The organism is Shewanella electrica (assembly GCF_022321485.1).
Lineage (GTDB): Bacteria > Pseudomonadota > Gammaproteobacteria > Enterobacterales > Shewanellaceae > Shewanella > Shewanella electrica.
Map to the genome: position 1 here is coordinate 62,068 of NZ_JAKOGG010000015.1, position 24,768 is coordinate 86,835.

The 24,768-nt window shown below is 47.9% G+C and carries 17 protein-coding genes and 1 pseudogene; 9 read left to right on the top strand and 9 right to left on the bottom strand.

Going from position 1 to position 24,768, the window contains the following annotated elements; genetic code table 11:
• Positions 1–228: 228 nt before the first annotated feature.
• Both L9G74_RS16420 and L9G74_RS16425 read left to right on the top strand, forming a co-directional pair.
• Entirely contained in the window at positions 229–2,481 is a 2,253-nt protein-coding gene (locus L9G74_RS16420) for an EAL domain-containing protein (RefSeq protein WP_238897565.1), read from the top strand.
• A gap of 8 nt (positions 2,482–2,489) precedes the next feature.
• The gene (locus L9G74_RS16425) at positions 2,490–4,397 is read left to right on the top strand and encodes a sensor histidine kinase (protein WP_238897568.1); all 1,908 of its coding nucleotides are present in this window, start codon (positions 2,490–2,492) and stop codon (positions 4,395–4,397) included.
• Between the two features lie 629 nt (positions 4,398–5,026).
• Here the strand turns inward: L9G74_RS16425 and L9G74_RS22340 are convergent.
• Both L9G74_RS22340 and L9G74_RS16440 read right to left on the bottom strand, forming a co-directional pair.
• Positions 5,027–6,898, bottom strand: a pseudogene (locus L9G74_RS22340) (methyl-accepting chemotaxis protein); the annotation flags it as partial.
• A 147-nt stretch (positions 6,899–7,045) separates the two neighbouring features.
• A complete protein-coding gene (locus L9G74_RS16440) occupies positions 7,046–7,939 on the bottom strand; it encodes a LysR substrate-binding domain-containing protein (RefSeq protein ID WP_238897572.1) in 894 nt (297 codons plus the stop codon).
• A gap of 103 nt (positions 7,940–8,042) precedes the next feature.
• Here L9G74_RS16440 and L9G74_RS16445 point away from each other — a divergent pair, with 103 nt between their 5' ends.
• Both L9G74_RS16445 and fghA read left to right on the top strand, forming a co-directional pair.
• Positions 8,043–9,167, top strand: coding sequence for an S-(hydroxymethyl)glutathione dehydrogenase/class III alcohol dehydrogenase (locus L9G74_RS16445; protein WP_275297477.1), 1,125 nt, complete (start codon positions 8,043–8,045; stop codon positions 9,165–9,167).
• 9 nt (positions 9,168–9,176) lie between these two features.
• Positions 9,177–10,013: an S-formylglutathione hydrolase gene (gene fghA / locus L9G74_RS16450; RefSeq protein WP_275297482.1), complete on the top strand. Its 837-nt coding sequence runs from the start codon at positions 9,177–9,179 to the stop codon at positions 10,011–10,013.
• 55 nt (positions 10,014–10,068) lie between these two features.
• On the opposite strand, the gene L9G74_RS16455 is transcribed toward fghA, so the two are convergent.
• From L9G74_RS16455 to ppsR, 4 genes are all read right to left on the bottom strand, one after another.
• Entirely contained in the window at positions 10,069–10,731 is a 663-nt protein-coding gene (locus L9G74_RS16455; protein WP_238897576.1) for a response regulator transcription factor, read from the bottom strand.
• Positions 10,732–10,889: 158 nt separating this feature from the next.
• On the bottom strand, positions 10,890–11,288 hold the full coding sequence (locus L9G74_RS16460; protein ID WP_238897633.1) for an acyl-CoA thioesterase: 399 nt from the start codon (positions 11,286–11,288) through the stop codon (positions 10,890–10,892).
• A 295-nt stretch (positions 11,289–11,583) separates the two neighbouring features.
• Positions 11,584–12,642 (bottom strand): 3-deoxy-7-phosphoheptulonate synthase, encoded by a 1,059-nt coding sequence (locus L9G74_RS16465; protein ID WP_238897579.1) that lies wholly within the window; start codon positions 12,640–12,642, stop codon positions 11,584–11,586.
• Between the two features lie 209 nt (positions 12,643–12,851).
• The gene (gene ppsR / locus L9G74_RS16470; RefSeq protein WP_238897582.1) at positions 12,852–13,664 is read right to left on the bottom strand and encodes a posphoenolpyruvate synthetase regulatory kinase/phosphorylase PpsR; all 813 of its coding nucleotides are present in this window, start codon (positions 13,662–13,664) and stop codon (positions 12,852–12,854) included.
• Between the two features lie 125 nt (positions 13,665–13,789).
• Between ppsR and ppsA the strand changes: the two genes are divergently transcribed.
• The 3 genes from ppsA to L9G74_RS16485 all read left to right on the top strand — a co-directional run bounded on the left by ppsA (position 13,790) and on the right by L9G74_RS16485 (position 19,894).
• On the top strand, positions 13,790–16,159 hold the full coding sequence (ppsA, locus tag L9G74_RS16475; protein WP_238897584.1) for a phosphoenolpyruvate synthase: 2,370 nt from the start codon (positions 13,790–13,792) through the stop codon (positions 16,157–16,159).
• 97 nt (positions 16,160–16,256) lie between these two features.
• Positions 16,257–19,301, top strand: coding sequence for a D-2-hydroxyglutarate dehydrogenase YdiJ (ydiJ, locus tag L9G74_RS16480; protein WP_238897587.1), 3,045 nt, complete (start codon positions 16,257–16,259; stop codon positions 19,299–19,301).
• A gap of 173 nt (positions 19,302–19,474) precedes the next feature.
• Entirely contained in the window at positions 19,475–19,894 is a 420-nt protein-coding gene (locus L9G74_RS16485) for a MarR family winged helix-turn-helix transcriptional regulator (RefSeq protein WP_238897590.1), read from the top strand.
• A 13-nt stretch (positions 19,895–19,907) separates the two neighbouring features.
• Here L9G74_RS16485 and L9G74_RS16490 read toward each other — a convergent pair whose 3' ends face one another.
• The gene (locus L9G74_RS16490; RefSeq protein WP_238897593.1) at positions 19,908–20,243 is read right to left on the bottom strand and encodes a hypothetical protein; all 336 of its coding nucleotides are present in this window, start codon (positions 20,241–20,243) and stop codon (positions 19,908–19,910) included.
• 179 nt (positions 20,244–20,422) lie between these two features.
• The gene (locus L9G74_RS16495; protein WP_238897596.1) at positions 20,423–21,457 is read right to left on the bottom strand and encodes a Glu/Leu/Phe/Val dehydrogenase dimerization domain-containing protein; all 1,035 of its coding nucleotides are present in this window, start codon (positions 21,455–21,457) and stop codon (positions 20,423–20,425) included.
• A gap of 509 nt (positions 21,458–21,966) precedes the next feature.
• Here L9G74_RS16495 and L9G74_RS16500 point away from each other — a divergent pair.
• Positions 21,967–22,386 (top strand): DUF4826 family protein, encoded by a 420-nt coding sequence (locus L9G74_RS16500; protein ID WP_238897599.1) that lies wholly within the window; start codon positions 21,967–21,969, stop codon positions 22,384–22,386.
• Positions 22,387–22,417: 31 nt separating this feature from the next.
• Here L9G74_RS16500 and rnt read toward each other — a convergent pair whose 3' ends face one another.
• Positions 22,418–23,080, bottom strand: a complete 663-nt coding sequence (gene rnt / locus L9G74_RS16505) for a ribonuclease T (protein WP_238897600.1) — start codon at positions 23,078–23,080, stop codon at positions 22,418–22,420.
• A gap of 141 nt (positions 23,081–23,221) precedes the next feature.
• On the opposite strand from rnt, the gene L9G74_RS16510 reads away from it, so the two are divergent.
• Positions 23,222–24,097, top strand: a complete 876-nt coding sequence (locus L9G74_RS16510) for an OmpA family protein (RefSeq protein WP_238897602.1) — start codon at positions 23,222–23,224, stop codon at positions 24,095–24,097.
• Positions 24,098–24,768 lie beyond the last annotated feature (671 nt).

The following is a 24,768-nucleotide window of genomic DNA, read 5'->3' on the forward strand; positions in this document are numbered from 1 at the left end:
TTGTTAAACGCGTCCTGAACTTTGTTGTGTCCAGCTTGCTTCGTCGCCCAAGCGTCACAGGCCGCGCCTAGTTTAATCTGAACAAAAATCAAACATCAAAGATCATCAGCCCCTAACGAGATGCAACAATATTTGATTGTCGCAGGTTGAGTTTGCGTGAAAACTGACTAAGTTTTAAAGGACAATCTGTTTCAGCTGTTGCTTGTCATTCAGCAACATTGGGGGCTCATGGACGACGAATTATTTATCTTTTCGCCAGAGGTTGCAGCAAAAAACGGTGACGTTGAATCATCGCGTGCTTGGCATGTGCTTTCAGTGGAGGATGATGCCAACTATCAAGCCAGCTTGGTCAATATTCTTGAAGGATACGTGGTCAAGCAACAAGCTATTCATATGCATACTGCGGTTAGCGCTGCCCATGCGGCCGAAGTGATTGCTGCCACGCCAGAGCTGTCGGTCGTGCTATTGGATGTGGTCATGGAGGACGACGATGCGGGCTTGCGGTTAGTGGACACCATTCGGCATGTCATTGGTAACAGCACGTTACGGGTGATTTTGCTCACCGGTCAAGCAGGCATGGCGCCCTTTACCGATGTCATGCAACGTTATGATATTGATGAGTATTGGCAAAAAACCGATCTTACCGCCGATAAAATCCGCAGCGTAGTTGCTGCACACATTCGTACTTGGAGCGCGTATCACGAACTAGAACAAGCGCGCAAAGGGCTGACAATGGTGGTGGAAGCCTCGCGAGAGCTGTCACGTCTTAGCGATATTAAAGAGTACGCTAATTTGCTGCTGGCGAAAGTGAGCCGCATTATTGACGCCAGTATCGGCGGCATTATCTGCGCGCAACGTGATGATATAGCGCATCTCAGTGAATATAAAGTTGTCAGCCATTCGGGGATATTTAGCGAACTATGCCAAACCAGTGTGCAAACCCTTGGTCAGCTACCAGTACCTTACTGTGAACGGCTTAACCCACTCATTGCTCGCTGTCACCAACTTAAACAGCATCAGTTTGACGACAATTTCAGTGTGCTGTATTTCGCGGCGGATAAAGTCAATGACGCCAGTAAATTCATGATGGTGGTGGAGTCGCAAACGCCGTTAAGTGATTACCACATTAACCTGCTCAAAGTATTTAGTGAGAACGTGAGCAATGGCTTCAACAACATTCTGCTTTGTAATCGCCTTAGTGAACTCGCCTACTATGACGCTGAGCTGCATATTCCTAATCGGGCGTGGATGCAGCGCTTTATCAATAATCTGTCGCAGGACGAACGGCAAAATGCGCTGATTTTGGCAATTACCATTCGTGACTATTACGACTTGGTGTTGAGTATTCCAACAACGTCTTTTGCTGAGGTCTTGTCTCAGTTTTATCAAGCCATTGGTACAGCGATGCCGACGGAACGATACATTGCCCGCGTCAACGATGATTGCTTTGCGGTAATGCTGCATAAAACGGATCTGCTACAGCCACAACCCTTAGTGGAACTTGACCATGTGGAAATCAGTGCCGACCGCATGCAATTGCATATTGAAGTGAATACGGTGTTGATGGATTTAGCCCTACTTAATGGGGAGGACGCAGATAGCATCATCCATCTACTTAGTTCTACCGTGCAGCACGGTCGTAAATCCCATCATCATTACACGGAATATACCAACGAGTTTCGCGCCGATATTTTAGCGCGGCATAAGTTGTTGCAAGGCTTGAATTGCGCCATAGATGAGCAGCAGTTGGTGCTGGCATTGCAGCCTAAGGTGCGTTTAAGTGATGAGTCCGTTGTCGGGTTTGAAGCATTGCTGCGCTGGAAGCTACCGTCTGGTGAGGTGGTGTCTCCGGGGGCATTTATCCCCATCGCCGAGATGTCTGGCCTGATCAACAAAGTGGATAATCATGTGTTTCATCTCACGCTCGCAGCGCTAGAACAGCTCGAACAGCAACAAATTCACGTGCCCGTATCGTTCAATGTCACCGTGTCGGACCTTGAAAACGATAGTTTTGTCGATGAAATTTTGCAATTTGCCCTCAGCGCCAGCCCTTTAGCAAAACTGCTGGAAATTGAAATTACTGAGTCGCAGGCGATGGAAGATTACCAACGCATCAAGCCGATTCTTAAACAGCTGATGAGTTGTGGCGTTGGCGTCAATATTGATGACTTCGGCACTGGCTATTCCTCGCTGAAACATATTGCTGAGCTTGGCGCGACCCATTTGAAGATTGATCAAACCTTTGTCGCGGCCATGATGCAAAACGAGGCGGGAAACGATGTTGTCGATATTATTATCAGATTGGGTCATCGTTTTAACTTCACTGTGGTGGCCGAAGGTGTAGAAACCATTGCCCAACGCGAACGCCTGCAACAGCTGGGGTGCCAAGTTGGTCAAGGCTATCTCTTCGCTAAACCGATGGAACTGCCACAGTTATTGGCATGGCTAACAGATAAAAATCTCATCTCCCTTAAGTCATAGGCGGCGTAATGCACAAAAAATTCGATGGCCGAACCAAAGTACGCATCCTTACAGTGGTGCATTTGGTTGGGATTATTTTGTTTGCCGCAGTGTCAGCGTTACTGATGTACAACGTCCAGTTCAATGCCAAATATCGTGATGTGGTAACTAAACAGAGTGATGTGTTACATCGTGCAGGACGGATGGCGGTACAGGAGCTGGCGGAGTTAGAAAACTTTATCCGGCTGCTATCGATTAACGGTGTCGTCCGCCAGAGTATTCTAGCCGAGCAGCCGTTGATGTTACCGCAGTTACAGCAGGAGTTTGTGGTGTTTGGTCGCCACATTCAAAATTTGCTACAGATCCGCTGGATAGATAACAGTGGCAATGAAAAAGTGCGCGTAGATGTCGAAGCCGGACGTGCCTTTGGTGTGTTAAGCGAAGAGCTACAGTATAAAGGTGATCGTTACTATTTTGTTGAAGGCATGGCAGTGGCATCGCCTCATGTCTATTTGAGTCCGCTCGATCTCAATGTCGAGCATGGCCGTATCGTCATTCCTTATGAACCGACGGTGCGCATCACTTTGCGTACTGAGCCGAGCGAAGGTTTGCGCAGTGGCTTGTTGGTCATTAACTATAATCTTGGACCATTTCTGCAACGTATTAGTCAACTTGCGGCGGCGGATATCAGCATTGAACTGACCAATAACGATGGGTATTGGTTTGTGCATCGCGATCCTGATAATTGTTGGGGACGGGATCTTAATCATCCCGAGTTGACGTTAGCCAATGCGGAACCTGCGCTGTGGCAACAGATACAACAATCAGACTATTTTATTGGTCAGATGATCAATAACCGCTTAGTTAGCTTTCAACGTGAAAGCATCAGCGATACTGGCTTTGTCATTCCAGATAGAAAAATCAACATCCTTGTATCAACACCTGAGGCGATCATTGTTGCGATGAAGCAAAATGCCATGTTGCCAGCCTTGTTGCTCGGTGGTGTCGTGTTATTGATCGGCATCCTCTTCATTGTGCGCGATTATTTCAGCCGCATGGCCATTGAACGACTAAGCACGACCTTAGCGCTAGAGCGGGATTCACTAGCCGAAGCCAACGAGCAGTTAGATACCCATTTGCGACAGATGAGCCTATTGCAAGACGATCTGGCGGAGTCTAAGCGGCTATCATCGCTTGGTATTATGGTGGCGGGTGTTTCTCACGAAATGAACACGCCGCTTGGGGGCGCCTTATTATCGATCTCAGAAGTCAACCGACAATTTGGACTGTTGCAACATGCACTGCAACGCGGCTTAACCAAAAGTGCATTAGATGAGTTTATGGACAAAACTAAGGCGGCGTTAACGCTCACTGATCTCAATTTACGTCAAGCCAATAGCATCATTAAAAGCTTTAAACGGATGACGGTGGATCGCATCAATGACGAATTTACCGACACCCAACTCGCGCAGTTAGTTGACGATCTGTTGCAAGCTTTGCAGTCCACTTTTAAAAACGCTAACGTCACCGTGAACTCATCGATCCCACCAGAGGTACGGTTAATCACCCAACCGGGCATTTTATCTCAGGTGCTACAGAACCTATTACTCAACGCCGTTGACCATGCTTTTGATGGTGCCAAGCAAGGGCATATCTTCATTAGTTGCGAAGAGCAAGCCGCACACCTTGTTATTGTGGTCGCTGATGATGGCTGTGGCATTGCTCCGGCCATGCTCGATAAAATATTCGACCCATTTGTGACCAAACAGCGCGGTAAAAAACATACCGGGCTAGGGCTACACCTAGTGCATCAGTGGGTTAATCATTGCTTGTATGGCAGCATTTGTGCGCGGTCATTAAAGTTAGGGAGCAGCTTTGAAATCAAGCTGTTAAAGAACCCATTACCTCGGGTGGATACTCAACACCGCAGCGAATAAACAGGGATCGCAACGCGCAGCCCGATGCTCGAAATTCGCCACTCGCTGTTCGAAACTCGTATCTCGCATCTTGCTACTCGCAACCTGCAACTTGTCGCTTACTGTTCGAAACTCGTATCTAGCTACGCGCAACCTGCAACTTGTCGCTCGCTGTTCGAAACTCGTATCTCGTCGCTCGCAACCTGCAACTTGTCGCTTGCTGTTCGAAACTCGTATCGCGTCGCTCGCAACCTGCAACTTGTCGCTTGCTGTTCGAAGCTCGTATCGCGTCGCTCGCAACCTGCAACTTGTCACTCGCTGTTCGAAACTCGTATCTAGCTACGCGCAACCTGCAACTTGTCGCTTACTGTTCGAGACTCGTATCGCGCTACGCGCAACCTGCAACTTGTCGCTTACTGTTAGAGACTCGTATCGCGCTACGCGCAACCTGCAACTTGTCACTCGCTGTTCGAAACTCGTATCTCGTCGCTCGCAACCTGCGCTTAATGCAACTTATTATGGTGTGCCGCTAACGCTGTTAAGGTGTCAATCAAGCGCGTTTCCTGTTCAATAGCCACAATCTGTGAATGAATTTGATCAGCCTTAGCCACGTCTTGCTCCGCCATTTGCGAGGCTTGTTGAGACGCACTCGACAAACTCGTCAATTCGATACTCAGCTGTTGTGAATCTTTTTCAATGACGGATAGCACGTCGTTAATACTATCAATCGCACCGGCAATGCCTTTAATCGAATTCGACACGCTATCAATGGTGTCACCTGTTTCCTTCACACTGGTTTGAGTCCGTTGAGATAAGGCGCGCACTTCATCAGCCACTACCGCGAAGCCTCGGCCAGCTTCGCCCGCACGAGCGGCTTCAATCGCCGCATTCAGCGCCAGTAAGTTAGTCTGTTCAGCGATACCACTGATCGATTGAATGATATTCACGATCTTATCGGCGCTACTGCGCAGTTGCACCATGCCTTCCGTTAAACTCTGGCGTTGGGTTTGTTGCTGAGCAATTTGCTGCATGAACAGGGTAAACTGCTCCGCCAATTCGACTTGGCGACTGGCGGATTCGCCGGATTGTGATGCGATAAACTTCAGCTGTTCTGTCGATGTTTGTAGCAGCGGATAGATCTTAGCCATCTGCTCGATAAGATTGACCTGTAGACCGTTGATGCGCTCAAGGCTCATTAATCGCGTCGTGGTGTGATAACCGGTGAACGATGCCAAATAAAACGGGTAGTTATCGGCGTACTCATCATGGAATTGGCTGCCCTTAGCAACGGCAAAAAATGCCACGGCGGTAACGGTCTGGTTTTGATGCAGCCCCAAAAACTCGCCAAAGGTGGAGAACCCCGATATACACACGCCGCCAAAGGCATCAACCTTGGCTAAGCTTTGGCTGTTGTTTAGTCGCCGCAGAATGCAGTCATTAGCAATCATTGCGACCGGTTTCCCCGGCTTGCCTTGCATAAATTTACGGAAATCATCCGCCGTGGATTGCGCAAAGTCTTTAGCTTTTACTAGCAGTAACTTCTCGCCAAAGGCCATATCACTGAAGAAAGTGATACTGCCATCGTTGTTGATGGTGGCTACCGAACGAATAAAAATATTGCCTTCTATCTCAATGCCAAACGAATGGCTGTTGAGCCGTTCCGCCAGTTGGGCGCTGCTGCAATTGAAGTGACGGGTGAGGGCTTCTACTGGAGTGACTACCTCCATGTTGCGGTCCAGCACGCTGTGTAACGTACGGGTCAATGGATCAAACTTGGCGACATCAAAGCCGGTACCTGTTGTTTGGAAGTTATGGCTTTTCATAATACCAAAGCGATATTCCGGGGCTATTTTACAGAAACAGATAAGCGCTTTATTGGCGAGCACTTCGCCATCTAACGCGATATCCGCTGCTTTGAAGTCGAGTTTGCCGCCTGCGCTGCCGCCAATGAAATAGCATGGAAAACGGCGAATGCGGTATAACGCTTGGGTGAAAAAATCCTCGCTGGCGGTGAGTCCGTCAAAGTAGGTAAGGGCGAGGGTGCTTTTGCTGCCAATGTCAAAAGGGACCTGAATGCGCTTCAGCTCACTGGCAATCTTTTCTACGCGCTGTGCGGGTGTCAATGTGGCTTGACCACGGCGAATATCATCACTAAACAACGGTACTGTATGCATTGATAACTCGGTCATGATGGCTTTAGAGAAAGCATGTATCACCACGCTGTCCCAACTGCTTGGCGTATCGTGGTACAACTGCTGACTACCGCCGAGTTCCCCTGCGGTCATCACCGAAATGATATGTTCGGCCCAAGGCATCGCTTGCTTGAGTTTCTGGTTTACGTTAGCGAAATTACAGTGGGGCGAGATAAATGCCATGACGAGTGCGGTGCCAGCCTGAAAACGACAATCTTGTAGATTGGACTCATTGATGGCATTACTCGACAGCGTCTTACTGAGTGACACTGCCAGAGTTTGTTGGTTTTGTTGTTGAGAAGATGATGCGTTTTTTCTCGAAAAAAACATAGCAATTGACCTCGACCGAAAGGCGTAAATAACCCGTTAGGTTGCAATACCTCATTGAAACAATGGGAAATAACCGCCTTATGACTATAGTCTTGCAGCTTTAAAAAGGCATCATTTAGGGCCGATTTTCCCCTATCAACTTTAGTGTTACTCCAAAATACTTAGCTGGCTGTTTTTCAGGCCTTCGGCAAGGTGAGTGAGTAATGTACTCACCTTCGGAGACAGATGGCGGTTCTGTGGGTATAACCCCCAAACGCCTTCGGGCAGGCAGCGATAGCTCGTTAGCACCTCCACTAATCGTCCCTGTTTTAGGTCTTGATTGACATAGTAATCAGGTAGTTGGATCAACCCCAGTCCTTTGCGTGCCCCATCCAGTAACCCAATCCCTGAATTACATTGATAGTTGCCGGTGACTTTAATCTGTCGCTCTGCACCAGCATCATTAATACGCCAGTAAGGGTTATTGCCAGTTAGACAGTTGTGCAATGTCAATTCCGATAACGTGTGCGGTGCCCCGTAATGCGCCAGATAACTGGGACTCGCACAAATGAAGTTGCGCCGACTGGATAAGCGTTTAGCAATGAAACTGGAGTCGTCCAACTTACCAAGACGCACTGCCAGATCGATACCGCTTTCTACCAAATCAAGGGTCTTGTTGCTCAGCACAATATCCAATCGTAACTTAGGGTAGAGCAGTTGAAAGTCGTTAATTAACGGCACGATGAATTGCTCGCCATAGGTCACCGGGGCGGTAACACGCAGCAGGCCTTGTGGCTCACTTTGCATCGTGCCTAAGGCGCGTTCTGCTTCTTCTATACCATCTTGTAAGGCGCGGCAGTGACGATAATACAACTCACCTTCATTGGTTAGACTAACCTTGCGTGTGGTACGGTAGAAAAGTTTGCAGTTAAGGCGTTGCTCCAAAGTGGCAATTTGACGACTCACTTGGGCCGCCGAAATGCCCAGACGGCTGGCGGCACCAGTAAAACTTTGTAGCTCAGCGACCGCGATAAACTCGGGTAACCCGTTCCAAGGATTCATTATTACATCTAGGTAAAAGTGTATTTAGTGAAAAGTAGATTATCACCTGTGAGTAAATAATTAAAATACTCACGAACTCTAATCAGTCATAAAGGATAAAACGATGACCGAAAAATTTATCAAATCTCGTGCAGCCGTTGCTTGGGCAGCGGGCGAACCACTGAAAATTGAAGAAGTGGACGTAATGATGCCTAAGGCTGGTGAAGTGTTGGTGAAGATTGTGGCCACTGGCGTGTGTCACACTGATGCATTCACACTGAGTGGTGATGATCCAGAAGGTGTGTTCCCAGCCATTTTAGGACACGAAGGTGGCGGTATTGTTGAAGCCATCGGCGAGGGCGTGACCAGTGTTGCCGTGGGCGATCACGTCATCCCGTTGTACACCGCTGAATGTGGCGAATGTAAATTCTGTAAATCTGGTAAAACCAACCTGTGTTCCGCCGTGCGTGCCACTCAAGGTAAAGGTTTGATGCCAGATGGCACGACCCGTTTCTACAAAGACGGTCAGCCTATTTTCCATTACATGGGTTGCTCAACCTTCTCTGAATACACCGTATTGCCAGAAATCTCATTGGCAAAAGTCAACAAAGCGGCACCACTGGAAGAGATCTGCTTGCTTGGCTGTGGCGTGACCACAGGCATGGGCGCGGTAATGAACACCGCCAAAGTAGAAGAGGGTGCTACCGTCGCTATCTTCGGTCTGGGTGGTATCGGTTTGTCAGCCATCATCGGTGCGACAATGGCGAAAGCTGGCCGCATCATTGGTATCGATCTAAACGAAAGCAAGTTCGAACTGGCGAGAAAGCTGGGCGCAACCGACCTGATCAATCCAAAAGACTACGACAAGCCAATTCAGGATGTGATTGTTGAATTGACTGACGGTGGCGTGGATTACTCATTTGAATGTATCGGTAACGTTAACGTGATGCGCTCTGCACTGGAATGCTGTCACAAAGGTTGGGGCGAATCAGTGATCATCGGTGTGGCAGGTGCAGGCCAAGAGATCTCTACGCGTCCATTCCAATTAGTGACTGGCCGTGTATGGAAAGGTTCGGCATTCGGTGGTGTTAAAGGTCGCTCACAGCTGCCAGGCATTGTGGAACAGTACCTAGCGGGTGAGTTCCAACTGAATGATTTCATCACCCATACCATGCCATTAGATAACATCAACGAAGCGTTTGATCTGATGCACGAAGGCAAGAGCATTCGCACCGTAATCCACTACTAATTAGGATTTCTGATAATGGAAAATATCAGTAGCAACAAGATGTTTGGTGGTTGGCACAAGCAATATACGCATCACTCCAATGTGCTCAATTGCGACATGCGTTTTGCAATTTTCTTGCCACCACAAGCCAACGATAAACCCGTGCCTGTGCTGTATTGGTTATCGGGGCTGACGTGTACCGACGAAAACTTTATGCAGAAGGCGGGGGCACAGCGTGTAGCTGCCGAACTGGGTATGGCGATTGTATGCCCAGACACCAGCCCACGTGGTGAAGGCGTGCCTGATGATGCTGATGGTGCTTATGATTTTGGTTTAGGCGCGGGCTTTTATGTCAATGCCAAGGCCAACCCATGGGCAAAACATTATCAGATGTACGACTATGTCGTTGATGAGCTACCAAAGCTGATTGCGCAGCACTTTCCGGTGACGGATAAAAAGGCGATTGCAGGACATTCAATGGGCGGCCATGGTGCATTAACCATTGCACTGAAAAACCCTGGCATGTTTGTTAGCGCCTCAGCTTTCGCACCGATTTGTCATCCAACCCAATGCCCGTGGGGGCAAAAAGCCTTCACTGGCTATCTGGGCTTAGATCGCGAATTGTGGAAGCAGTACGACACTGTTGAACTGATTAAGGCTGGCGCGGAACCTTTACCGATGAAAGTCGATCAAGGTGAAGCTGATAACTTTTTGGCGGAGCAGTTAATGCCAGAGAGTTTGGTGGCGGTGGCTGAGCAGATGAATCTGCCGCTGGACTATCAAAGCCATCCTGGTTATGACCACAGTTACTTCTTTATCGCCAGTTTTATTGAGGAGCATCTACGCTTCCACCGGCAGTATCTGTAATAACGACATAAAAATGCCCCTCGCGAGGGGCATTTTTTAACACAGTTAAGTCACGTTAAATTTCAACTTTATCCATATCAAGTTGTTGCAGGGCAATTACCGCTTGGGTGCGATTACGCACACCTAGCTTTCTAAAAATTGCGGTAGCGTGAGCTTTAATAGTGGCTTCTGATACACCCAAATCATAAGCAATTTGCTTATTGAGCATACCTTCAGCAAACATTTGCAAAACCTTATATTGCTGAGGGGTCAATTCAGATAATTTACCCGCGACTTTTTCGGAAATGCCTTCATCATCAATATCAATAAGTTCTACACCTTCAGGCAACCAGATGTCCCCCAATAACACATCGTTAATGGCTGCTGAGAATGTTTCCATTGATGCAGACTTAGGAATAAATCCAGCGCTGCCGTAATGGATAGCTTTACTAATAGTGGTGCTGTCTTCGTGTGCTGAAATTACGATGACTGGTAATTCAGGAAAATGCGAGCGCAAATGGATTAAAGTTGAGTAACCGTGGGAGCCAGGCATTTGCAGATCAAGTAAAACGAGATCACATCCTTGTCCAGCACCTTCGAGTAACTGTTGTAGTGCTTCTGCACTATCTGCCTCAAACCATTCAGTATTGGCAAATGCAGGGGTCAACGCTTGACGCAGTGCATTTCTAAATAGTGGATGGTCATCAGCAATAATAATTTTTAAGTTTTCTGGCTTCATGGCATTTATCGTATGTTGTTCTGCTCATTGAAGGGACTCCAATGTAACAGAAAAATGCTGAGTTATCCTATTGCTTTTCGGGCGTTTTGTACATCTTTCGCCCGACACACAGTAAGACTTTAGTCGAGATTCATCTGCAATAAAAGCCATTTAGTAAATTAATTAAGCGTAGGTAACTCAAACAGATTGTCAGTTAACACCTTTGTTGGCTTTCTGTCTTTATCGACTGCGACCATAGTGAATACACCACGAATAGCATGTTCACGATGATCTTGATTCATATCTTCCACGTAGATGTTCACTTCAACTTTCATTGAGGTATTACCCACATAGATTACGCGTGCAATCAATTCTGCCATAGTGCCAGCTGGGATCGGTTTTTTGAAATCAATTTTATCAGAACTGACAGTTACGGTAGGTTTACGACAAAAACGTGTGGCGGCGATAAAGGCGGTTTCATCCATCCAAGCCAATGCTTCGCCACCAAATAAGGTGTTGTGGTTATTAAGAATGGCTGGGAATACCGCTTTAATAACGCGAGACTCTGACATATCCATACGTTGGCGAATAACGTCTTCGCGGTGTAATTCGAGCGAATCTACGCTATTGCTTGCTGCATTAATGGTGCTGCTATCCAACATTTGTGAATCCTTGCTATGGGAGAAGTAAACTGTGATTTTGGTCACTATAATACTAAAGTGTTATAGCGGATAACATCGCTGAATTAATGCAAAAAAGTATCGTTATTTAGTGATAAATATGCAGCTTATGGTTGAATTGCTTTATTAGTAATACAAAAGGCAGCATATTATGCTGCCTTGGTGGTTTATTGTATGACAAGTCGCGCGCAAATTAGTTGTGTTGCATCCGCGCTCTTGATGCGGCGGCCAACTTGCGTAGCAGTTGTTCCGACTCTTCCCAGTTAATGCAAGCGTCGGTAATACTCTTGCCATATTCAAGCGCTTGGCCGGGGATCACTTGTTGATTGCCTTCTTCGATAAAACTTTCAATCATTACCCCAGCAATGTCCATGGAGCCGGTCGCCATCTGTTGCATCACATCGTCTGCCACAACTAATTGGTTACGGTGTTTTTTCTGGCTGTTGCCATGACTGAAATCGATCACGATACCCGATTGAATGCCGACGCCTTTCAGATATTCTTTCGCCGCCGTGACATGTTCTTGCTGATAATTAGGCGTTTTACCGCCGCGTAAAATCACATGGCCGTAGGGATTACCGTGAGTGCGATAAACCGACATCACCCCATTTTTATCTGGCGAATAGAAAATGTGAGATACCCGTGAAGCGCGAACGGCGTCAACGGCGATGTTGATGTTGCCGTCCGTACCGTTTTTGAACCCCACCGGGCAAGAAAGTGCTGAGGCCATTTCGCGGTGAATTTGGCTTTCGGTGGTGCGCGCACCAATCGCGCCCCAAGTGATCAAATCAGCGATGTACTGGCCGTTGACCATATCGAGAAATTCCGTCGCAATGGGCAACTTGAGTTCAGTGATTTGTTGCAACAGTTGTCGCGCTAGGCGTAAGCCTTTATTCGGGCTGAAGCTGCCATCTAAATCAGGATCAGAAATCAGCCCCTTCCAGCCAACAATGGTGCGTGGCTTTTCAAAATACACCCGCATCACAATGCAGAGATCATCTTTTAGCTCTTGGTGCAACTGAGTTAGGCGTTTGGCGTAATCTAATGCCGCTTCGGTGTCGTGAATCGAACACGGGCCGATGATCACCAGCAGACGCTTATCGCTACCATCAATAATGGCTTCAACTTCACGGCGTTGTTGCACTAGATAATCGGCCGCCGCTTGTGTCAGTGGATATTCTGCGGATAGCTGTGCAGGCGTAATAACATTACACAGCAGATCGGAACGAAGTTCGTCAGTTTTTATGGTCATTAGCGGGTTACTACCAGATTTATACATGAGGGGGAACATCAATAACGGCTGATTATAACGAATAGCACCGTGTTGCACAGTGAAAAATCAATCTAGAAATTCTATCGTCATAATGCAGAACAATCAGCTGCTGAAAAATTATTCAGCAGCTGTGCAACAGAAATAACTGCTTTAAAAGCCCACGTTGGGTTCGAGGTGGAACTCGCTCGCTAAAACATATGTCTGTCTAAGCCGGCCACATCCAGAATTTTGGTGGCAATCTCTTCTACCGATTGATGGGTAGTGTCTATATAAGGGATACGCTCTTTCTTAAATAACATCTCTACTTCTTTAACCTCCAACCGACATTGGCGCAGTGACGCGTAACGGCTGTTTTCGAGGCGGTTCTGGCGAATTTCATGTAAGCGCACTGGGTCGATGGTTAAGCCAAACAGTTTCTGTTTATTACGCTTCAGCGAATCTGGCAGCTTGAGGTTATCCATATCCTCCTGAATAAACGGATAGTTGGCGGCCTTAACACCAAATTGCATAGACAGATACAGGCTGGAAGGTGTTTTACCGCAGCGTGATACGCCCACCAAAATAATATCGGCTTTGTCTAAATGTTTTAGCGTTTGTCCATCGTCGTTTTCGAGGGCGAAGTTCACCGCGTCAATCCGATTATCGTAACCGCGATTGAGCATGCTGTGGGTGCGGTGCATGGTCGGCATCGCTTGCACCCCGAGTTGCTGTTCAAGCGGCGCAACAAAGGTGTTCAAAAAGTCATAATCGAGCCCTTCGCTGGAATAAATGATGTCGCGAATGTCGGGTTTGACGATGGAATGGAACACCAACGGCCGCTGACCTGTGGTAATAAAACTATCATTTATTTGTTTCTTTACAGCTTCCGCGCGCGCGGTTGTTTCAACGAAAGGAATGGTAACTGAATCAAATTTAAGCGGAAATTGCGATAAAACCGCATGGCCAAACACCTCAGCAGTAATGGCTGTTCCATCAGAAATATAGAAAACTTTCGGTGTCATAATGACCTCTTGTAGTAAAAAAATTACAAATAAAATTATGCATTTACGCTCATATTGGTGAAGTGTAAAATGCCTTGGCCCCCTTTTGAAAGGGCCACTCAAAATAAACTTGCGGAGATAGAACTGTGCAGCAATATGTACTCTGGTATCAGGAATTAGGCATGGACGATGTCAGCAAGGTGGGCGGTAAAAACGCTTCCCTTGGTGAGATGATTAGTAACCTGGCCAACGCCGGTGTTCAAGTACCCGGTGGCTTTGCGACAACAGCTTACGCGTTTAACGAATTTTTAGAGCAAAGCGGCGTCAACCAGAAGATATATGAGATCCTCGACACATTGGATGTGGACGATGTCAATGAACTGGCAAAAGTAGGTGCACAAATCAGATCGTGGATTATCGACACGCCATTCCAACCTGACCTCGAAGCCGCTATTCATCAAGCTTATGACCAACTGTCTCAGCAAACAACCGACGCATCTTTTGCCGTGCGTTCTTCTGCAACTGCAGAAGATATGCCCGATGCGTCCTTTGCTGGTCAGCAAGAAACCTTCTTGAACGTCAAAGGTTATGATGCGGTATTGGTAGCAATCAAACACGTATTTGCCTCATTGTTTAACGACCGCGCGATCTCTTATCGCGTGCACCAAGGCTATGATCACCGCGGTGTGGCGCTGTCCGCTGGCGTGCAACGTATGGTGCGTTCAGACAAAGCCGCGTCAGGCGTGATGTTCACTATTGATACAGAGTCGGGTAACGACGATGTGGTGTTCGTGACGTCCGCTTACGGTTTGGGTGAGATGGTCGTGCAGGGCGCCGTTAACCCAGACGAATTCTATGTACATAAGCCAACATTGAAGGCGGGCAAGAAAGCTGTTGTGCGCCGCAACATTGGCAGCAAGTTGATTCAGATGGTGTACTCCGACGACCAATCTCACGGCAAGCAAGTAAAAATTGAAGACGTTGAATCCGCAAAACGTCGTCAATTCTCTATCTCTGACGCCGAAGTGATGGCATTAGCCGAGCAAGCGTTGATCATTGAAAAACACTACGGCCGTCCAATGGACATCGAATGGGCCAAAGATGGTAACGACGGCAAGCTGTACATTGTACAAGCTCGTCCTGAAACTGTGCGCTCTCGCGAAGACGTGCAAACCATTGAGCGCTATCACCTGAAAGAGCGCGGTGAAGTGATTGCTGAAGGCCGCGCAATCGGGCATAAAATCGGTGCGGGTACTGCCAAAGTGCTCAAATCACTCGACGAAATGGACAAGATCCAACCGGGTGACGTGTTGGTAACTGACATGACTGACCCAGATTGGGAACCGATCATGAAACGCGCGAGCGCGATTGTCACTAACCGTGGCGGCCGTACTTGTCACGCAGCGATTATTGCGCGTGAATTAGGTGTGCCAGCAGTGGTAGGTTGTGGTGATGTGACTGACCGCATTCAGAATGGGCAAGAAGTGACCGTATCTTGCGCTGAAGGCGACACTGGCTTCATCTACCAAAACCAATTGGCGTTCGACATGGTGTCTAGCCGCGTCGATTCCATGCCAGATCTGCCAATGAAGATCATGATGAACGTGGGTAACCCAGATCGCGCTTTTGACTTCGCGCGTTTGCCGAGTGCGGGTGTTGGTCTAGCCCGTCTTGAATTCATCATCAACCGCATGATCGGTATTCACCCGAAAGCCTTGCTGGAGTTTGATAAGCAAGATGACGCGCTGAAAGCCGAAATTACTGAGATGATTGCTGGCTATGAATCACCAGTGGAATACTACATTGAGCGTTTGGTTGAGGGTATCGCCTCTATCGCCGCCGCGTTCCATCCGAAGAAAGTGATCGTGCGTATGTCGGACTTCAAGTCAAACGAATACGCTAACTTGGTTGGTGGCGACCTGTACGAGCCCGACGAAGAAAACCCAATGCTTGGCTTCCGTGGCGCGAGCCGTTATGTGTCTGAATCGTTCCGTGATTGCTTCGCGTTAGAGTGTGAAGCGATTAAACGTGTGCGTAATGACATGGGGCTGACCAACGTTGAAGTGATGATCCCATTCGTTCGTACCTTGGAAGAAGGTCGTAAAACTATCGAGTTGCTGAAAGAACAGGGCTTGGAACGTGGTAAAGACGGTCTGCGCGTCATTATGATGTGTGAAGTGCCATCGAATGCCTTGTTGGCCGACGAGTTCCTCGAAATCTTCGACGGCTTCTCTATCGGTTCTAACGACTTGACTCAGCTATCGCTCGGCTTAGACCGTGACAGCGGTATCATCAGCCACCTGTTTGATGAGCGCAATGCGGCAGTGAAAAAACTGCTGGCGATGGCGATTCAAGCCTGTAAGAAGAAAGGCGCTTACGTGGGCATCTGCGGTCAAGGCCCTTCAGACCATGCTGATTTTGCGGCTTGGTTGGTGGAGCAGGGCATCGATACGGTATCGCTTAACCCTGATACTGTGATTGATACTTGGCTGTATTTAGCTGAAGCCAATAGCTAAGATTCACAATATTAATAGCTTGTTAAAAGAAGCCACTTTTTAGTGGCTTCTTTTTGTTTATAATGGCGCCAAAACGGAATTATAAAGTGAGACGTGCATGCTACCCTTGTTATCGCATCAACAGGCGCTAGAACCTGTTTATCTTCAATATTTAGCTTCATTAAAAGATGCTGGCTTCGCCGGTGATATCGATACACGCTACAGCGCGCGTATGGCACAGGCGACCGATAACTCGGTGTATCAATTTCTCCCTCAAGCGGTGATTTATCCCAAAAACTCTGCTGACGTGGCGCTCGCTTTGCGGGTAGGTGCACAACCGCAGTTTGAAAAGGTGGTATTCAGCGCCCGTGGCGGCGGTACTGGCACGAATGGTCAATCATTGACGCATGGTATCGTGCTCGACCTCAGCCGCCATATGAACCGCATTATTGAAGTGAATGCGGCAGAAGGTTGGGTGAAAGTTGAGGCGGGCGTGATTAAAGATCAACTTAATGATGCACTGCGGCCTCATGGCCTATTTTTCTCTCCCGATCTGTCTACCTCAAATCGGGCGACGCTGGGCGGTATGATTGCTACCGATGCCTCCGGTGCCGGGTCGTTGGTTTATGGCAAAACCTCAGATCACGTATTGTCGCTCAAGAGCGTGCTCGTTGACGGTTCCGTGATGGTCACTGATGACATCGATGCCGCTGCACTGCCAGATGGCAGTCAATCATTGGCTGATCGTATTACCGTCGAAGTGGCAAAATGCTGTGCCGACAAGCGGCAACTGATTTTACAACGCTTCCCCGAACTGAACCGCTTTCTCACCGGTTACGATTTAAAACATGTGTGGAACGATGACCTGAGCAAGTTTAACCTCAGTCGCATTCTCACCGGAGCCGAAGGCACGTTGGCGGTGGTCACTGAAGCCAAGCTCAACGTGCTACCGCTGCCGAAAAACCGTTTGATGGTGAATATCAAATACGACAGTTTTGAATCGGCCCTGCGGCACGCGCCCGATCTGGTCAAAGCGAATGCCACCGTGGTGGAAACCGTTGACTCCAAGGTATTGAATCTCGCCCGTAAAGATATTATTTGGCACTCGGTTGCTGATTATATTCAGGCGGTGCCGGGCAAAGAGATCGACGGTTTAAACATGGTGGAGTTTGCTGGTGATGAGACTGATGTTGAGCAGCGCTGTGAAGCATTGTGCCAGCGGTTAGAGCAACAAATTGCCTCCAGCGAAAAAGGTGTTGTTGGTTATCAAATAGCGCGTGATCCCGGTGTGATTGCTAAGATTTACGCCATGCGTAAAAAAGCCGTCGGCTTGCTGGGCGCCACTAAGGGCCGCCGCAAACCGATTGCTTTTGCTGAAGATACCGCAGTGCCGCCCGAATCGCTGGCGGATTACATCATGGAATTTCGTGCACTGCTCGATAGCCACAAACTGCAATACGGCATGTTTGGCCACGTCGACGCCGGTGTACTGCACGTGCGACCAGCGCTAGATATGTGTGACCCAGAAGATGAAAAACTGCTTAAACAGGTGTCTGATGAAGTGGCCGCATTAACCCGTAAATATGGTGGTTTAATGTGGGGCGAACACGGCAAAGGCGTGCGTGGTGAATACGGCCCTGCGGTGTTTGGCGCCGAGTTATATGCCGAGCTAGAACAGATTAAAACCCTGTTTGACCCACAAAACCGCTTAAATCCGGGCAAACTGGTGGCGCCGAAAGATAGCGGTCCGATGGTTTACAATGTTGACAGTACCAAGCGGGGCAAATTTGATCGGCAGATCCCTGTTAATGTGCGTGATGCCTTCCCTGATGTGATGGACTGTAACGGCAATGGTTTGTGCTTCAACTACAGCCGCTTCTCGCCGATGTGCCCGTCATTTAAAGTGACCGGTGATCGTATTCACTCCCCCAAAGGCCGTGCTGGTTTGATGCGTGAATGGTTGCGTTTGCTGGAAGCCGAAGGTGTGGACATCAACGCGTTAGCGCGCGCCAAGCCGGTCAGCATCTGGCAGCGTTTGCAAAACACCCTCAACAAAGACAAAGAGTATGATTACTCTCACGAAGTGATGGAATCGATGAAGGGTTGTTTGGCGTGTAAGGCCTGCTCGGGCCAATGTCCGGTACGGGTTGATGTGCCTAAATTCCGCGCCCAGTTCTTTAATATCTATTACGGCCGTTATCTGCGTCCAGCCAAGGATTATCTGGTTGGCAGCATTGAAGACTCAGTGCAACTGATGGTCAAAGCGCCCAAGTTAGCTAATTTCGCCGCACAAAATGGGCTAAGCAAGTGGGTGATCAAACAAGCATTAGGCTATGTTGATGCGCCAGCGTTATCGGTGCCGACATTGAGCCAAATGCTCGACGGCCATCATTGCCGTGGTTATGACTTAGAAGCGCTGCAACAAATTCCAGCCGCTGAACGGTCGAAGTACGTGCTGGTGGTGCAAGATCCATTCAACAGTTTTTACGATGCGGAATTGGTATTCCACTTTATTCGCTTAGTCGAGCTGCTCGGGTACAAACCGGTATTGCTGCCATTTAAACCCAACGGTAAGCCCGCGCATATTAAAGGTTTTCTCGATAAGTTTGCCCGCATCGCTAAATCGGCGTCGGATTTCCTCAATCAAGTGGCGGCGCTGGGGATGCCGATGGTAGGCGTTGATCCCGCTTTAGTGTTGGTATACCGCGATGAATATAAAGTTGCACTGGGTGCTGCCCGCGGCAATTTTGAGGTGCAGTTACCTAACGAATGGCTGTTGCAGCATTTATCACAACTGCCATCGCTAGCGCCATCAGGCCGTAAATATACCTGGTTTAGCCATTGCACCGAATCCAGCGCTAAGCCGAATACTGCCAAAGATTGGCATAACATCTTTGCTCACTTGGGCGCCGAGTGTCACAGTGTCAACTTAGGCTGTTGTGGCATGGCGGGTACCTACGGCCATGAGATTGATAATCTGGAGCGTTCTAAAGCGCTGTATGAGATGTCGTGGCAACAGGCGATTGAGCAAACGCCGCAAGAGCAGATCTTGATTTCGGGTTATTCCTGCCGTAGCCAAGTGAAGCGCCTCGGTGGTTTTAGAGCGAAGCATCCGCTTGAAGCGATTTTAGAACTCTACGCCGCTGCCGATACGCCAGCGTAAACGGAATCGGCTCAACGAAGAGACCTGCGGGTCTCTTTTTTATCAAAAATTTATTTGCTGATAAAACATCGGCGTAGCTAACTTTAGCGCAGAGTTCATCATCTCGGCCGTGCAAATTTCGTGCGAAGGTAGTTTAATAAAGTATCACAGGCTCGAAAGATGGGAGGTGTTCTTTGAACCGAGATGAAAGTTTGGGTTATTTAGTCGCTCACCTGAACCAAGATATATTGCAGGAACTAGACTCACGCCTGCAGTTATATCAAATCGACATCAAGTTGTGGCCAGTGTTATTCGCACTGTTACAAGAGGAAGGCTTGAGCCAAACCGAGCTGTCTAAACGTTGTGACGTTGCCAACTACACTATGACGCGTTTTCTCGACCAGTTGCAGGCGCAAGGCTTAATTCGACGCCATCAGGAAGAGGATAACCGTCGTACATTTCAAATATTTCTAACGCCTCAGGCTAAAGCGATGGAGCAAGATTTAGTCCGAGAAGCCGAACGCGTCAACGAGATGTTTTTAGGTAGGCTCAATGACGAAGAGCGCGCCGTGTTACTGGCGCTACTCAAGAAAGTGAATCGTCAATCAGTATGAGTTGCAGCCCATGCTAGACATACGCTAGCAGCAAACTTGAGGCAATCAACAACAACGCAAAGTAGCCGCCTAATTGCACTCCGCTCTTACGTGACAAGTGCTTTAGGCTGGTGATCAACTCGTCACGCCGATAGATACGGCAAATGGTGTGGCTACCCGTCATATCAATCAGCAACTGCAACTTGCAGTTATCACCGTTTGATAATTCAAAGGTATGCTCGGTCTGCGGCGCGAAATTGAATTTACGTGAAACGGTCTTGCCGTTAACGGAAAGCGACTCTAAGCCAGTCCATTCGCTCGCACTAAATTCCACTTTATGATGCGCAATGTCATAGTTAAATTTGACCATTTCGCGTGCTCCATTCATCGTCGCATTACTTAAGATTCAAGCAGAGGAAAGTGCACGGCGCCACTACGGAATAATGAATTTTCTGTTAACAGAGTGTAACTTTATGGCGGGGTTGAAAATTTAGTTGGTCGGACGAGCTGCCGCGAGTGATTGCACTCTCTCACGGCAGCGGAATAGCGTTATTTAGCTTGATTGATAATGGCGCGCGCCATCTCATCAGCGACATCCGCGGTGGTACGCGCCTGCGCATCGGCTTGGCTGAAAACCTTGAGCAGGGTGTTATATATCTGTTCAACTTTAGCGGTCGATTGCTGCACATCATATTGATTTTCAAACGATACGTTGATAATGCCGCCAGCATTGATCACGTAGTCTGGTGCATACAAAATACCGCGTTGCTGTAGCGCTTGTGCATGACGCATTTCGGCCAATTGGTTGTTGGCACACCCAGCAACAATGCTAGCCTTTAACTGGGGCAAGGTGACATCGTTAATGGTGGCTCCGAGGGCACATGGCGCGTAAATGTCCACATCCTGTTGGTAGATGTCCTGCGGTGCGACCACTGTTGCCCCGAACTCGTTGGCGACACGTTGCAAGTTAGGTTGGTGAATGTCAGTCACGACCAATTTGGCACCTTCTTGATGAAGATGTTTGCACAAGTAATAACCCACATGGCCAACACCTTGTACCGCAACACGTAACCCAGCCAGTGAGTCGCGGCCCAATTGATGTTTAACCGCGGCTTTAATGCCTAAATAAGTGCCCAGCGCGGTAAACGGTGACGGATCGCCGCTTTTACCTTCAAGGCCAGCAACGTAAGGTGTTTGGCTGCTAGCAATCTTAATATCCGCTGGGGTGGTGCCTACGTCTTCTGCGGCGACATAGCGGCCACCAAGGCTATTTACAAAACGCCCGAACGCGGTAAATAGTGCCGCACGATCCGGCGTGTTCTGCGGGTCCGCAATAATGACTGACTTACCGCCACCCATGGTCAAACCGGCCATGGCATTTTTATAGGTCATGCCTTTAGAAAGGCGCAGTACATCGTTAAGCGCTTCCTCCTCTGAAGGGTAATTCCACATACGGGTGCCGCCAAAGGCTGGCCCAAGGTTGGTGTTGTGCACGGCGATAATCGCTTTTAAGCCGCTGGCTTTGTCGTGACAAAAAACAACCTGTTCGTGTTCGTCAAAGGATGGATGGTTAAATACCGCCACAATATACTCCGTGTTTCGTTGTGCTGTAAAAATCGCAACAGCAGATTTAACCGTATGATTTATTGAATAATGACGGATAAACTGCGTGGTGCTACCCAATATTTTTGCGCCTTGTCGTAGCGCCACCATTAGTGTGGGTTGATGTCAAATAAGTCTCTAGGGGCTGTTGACCGTTAATGTTTGATTTGAACTCATCGGGCAGAGACAGCGCGCGATTTATTCAGCGTTAGGTGCTATTGGTGGAGAAGCACCACACGGCACATCCCACGTCTTGCCTAAATTGTGCACTGCTTGCTGTAAAAATAATCAGCAAAGATCAACAGCGCCAAGCTTAGGGGCTTTTCGCTTGAGCTAGACGCAGCGGAACGATAGCATCTAGTGGTTAAATCAACCACTCCGATGTTGCACTGGTCATTCAGTTGTTGGAAATTTAGCTTTCCAGCATATTGATGACGCAACGCGTTGAGTCTAACGGTCAACCAAAAATAACAACGTAGTAAGGAAGATATATGACCGAAGCGTCAAGCAACGCCGAAGCCGCCCAAGCACAGTGGGCCCGTGAACAGTTCCAAAAGGCCAATCGCTTTTTGGCAGAGAAGGGCATTATCCCGAACAAAGTGATGGTGGCTGAGAGTCGCTATTTTGCGCCTTACGTGGCCGTGTGGAAAATTGCCGCCACGCGACCTCACAAAGCGGTTTACTGGGTGATCAGCGGCGATTTACCCACAGATTTGGTTAGTGCTGACGCCGCCAAAGACGCGCGTGAGGTGTTACGTCATTTCTCGCTGGCTTGGCATCTAAAAGCGGAAAATCTGATCCAAAACGGTCTACGCGATGACACGCAAAAGCAATATGCAGGTTTGTTGATTTCTCGCGCTGAAAGTTTGTTTGCTATGTATCAAGACGAAAAGATTTGGCAACAAGCCTAATGAAAAACACCCGCTGATTGCGGGTGTTTTTTTACTCGCTGATGTCTGCCGAGTCCTCATGGGGCGCTACTGGCCAACCGCCTAATGCTTTCCAACGGTTAACGATAAGACAGAACAGTTCGGCAGTACGTTCCGTATCGTATAAGGCAGAATGCGCCTCGTTATTATCAAATGGAATACCGGCAATGCTGCACGCCTTCGCCAGTACGGTATGGCCTAATGCCAACCCCGCTAAAGTGGCGGTATCAAAGGTGGCAAATGGGTGAAATGGCGAGCGTTTTAGGCCGCAGCGTTCAATGGCTTGACTAACAAAACCATGATCAAATGCGGCATTGTGGGCAACGATAATGGCGCGATGGCAATCAAACTGCTTGAGATTTTTCTTAACTGCTTTGCAAATTTCTTTTAGTGCTTCAGCTTCACTGACCGCACCACGCAGTGGATTGCTTGGGTCGATACCGTTGAAAGCCAGCGCGTCAGGCTCTAAATTTGCGCCTTCGAATGGCTCAACATGAAAGTGCAAGGTACGGTCGATCTGCAAATTGCCGTCGTCATCCATTTTTAACAATGATGCTGCGATCTCGAGCAATGCATCGGTTTTTGCATTAAATCCCGCCGTTTCTACATCAATTACAACTGGATAGTACCCACGGAAACGGTATTTTAATTGGTTACTCTCAACCGGTGGATTCATCTGTAGCCCCTGGACTTTTTAAAGGCGGCTATTATGCTAAATCAAAGCTATGGTGTCATGTTCGATTGCTTAATATATCAGCTAAAGAACCAGAAACATTGGCCGATAGTACACTCATAGAAGAATTATGTGGGGTATTCGATGTTGCGAAAATTAATGTTGCTAGCGCTACCTCTGCTGCTATCTTGGCAAGCCAATGCTGAGTTGCGCCACTATGTAGCAACCTTAGAACAGTCGCAATGGCGTGTTAGCACCAGCTCTCCACTGCAATGTACCTTAGAACACGATATTCCTGCCTATGGTAAAGCGGTGTTTACCAGCACCTCTGGTAAAGATCTAAATCTGCAATTTGTGCTGGATATGTGGCAAAAGCCTGAATCGGTCACCAGCGCTAAGTTGCTGAGTAAAGCGCCACAATGGCGTCCGGGCGTCATGTCCCGTACGATTACGAATCTGCATTACAAAAAATATTTTAATGGGGAAGTTCCCAAAAAAGCGGCTTGGACCATGCTCAATGAGTTACAAGTCGGCATGCAGCCAACTTTTTATTATACCGATTGGAACGATAGTCAGAGCCAAGTCGCGGTCGGCTTGTCTGCCGCTAACTTTCAACAAGAGTATGCCCAATTCCGACAATGCATTTCTGGATTATTACCCTATAGTTTTGATGATATCGCCTTTACCGTACTCAACTATAAAGAAGGTTCGTCGGACTTAACGCCTTACTCAAAAATGCAGTTAAAGCGGTTAGAAACGTATCTTCAATACGATAAAAACATTGAGTTGGTGCTGCTCGATGGTTACACCGACAGCTATGGTTCTAAAACGGTTAACCAAAAAATGTCGGATAAACGGGTAGCGGAGCTAAAAGGCTTGCTGGTGCAACAAGGTATACCCGAAGTGAACATTCGCACGGCTGGACATGGTGAGAATCGTCATGTTGCTTCCAACATGAGTGCCGATCAACGCTTAGTTAACCGCCGCGTGGTCATTCGCATGTCAAAGGATGTTGAATAAGCGGTGAGGGGACACTGCCGCTAGGCACGTCAAATACGTTTTTAAGGCCAGCCAGTGAGCTGGCTTTTTATTTTTACTGACCCAAATTTAGATAAAAAAAAGCCCATTCAAAAGAATGGGCAACATAAAAATTATCGCAATCAACAAATTGAAGGAAGGAAGTCAAGCATAAAGAAATCGTACAAGTAACCGTAACCACAGTTACTGTTAAATTTCATTTCGAAGTAGCACCCTGTGCCGCTTCAACTTGGTGAGCATTCTAGGAGCAAAACCTCGCTTCAACAAACGAGAAAAATTGCTCATATTCATAAGAAAAACTAATGATTTAAATGTGTGACACACCTCAAACCTGCTGTGGTTGTGGGCTTTGAAGGAAGATTCGAATAAATTGCATAAATAATCAGTTTATTTTTTTAATCCAAATTTACGGCAGAATCACAATTTTTACCTATTTGACACAACCCTTTGCAATTGTGTGCTTCCCCTCTCAAATTTTCGCCTTATATTAAGGGGTTTACGTTAGGGGATGTTGACCTTTGCTGATTGTTTTACAGCTGGCAGAACGTGATTTAGTCAAGGCGGGTGATGTGTCATGGAGTTATTCTCCACCAACAGCTCCTAACGCTGAACAAAAATCAGGCACTAAAGATCAACAGCCCTAGTAAATGTTG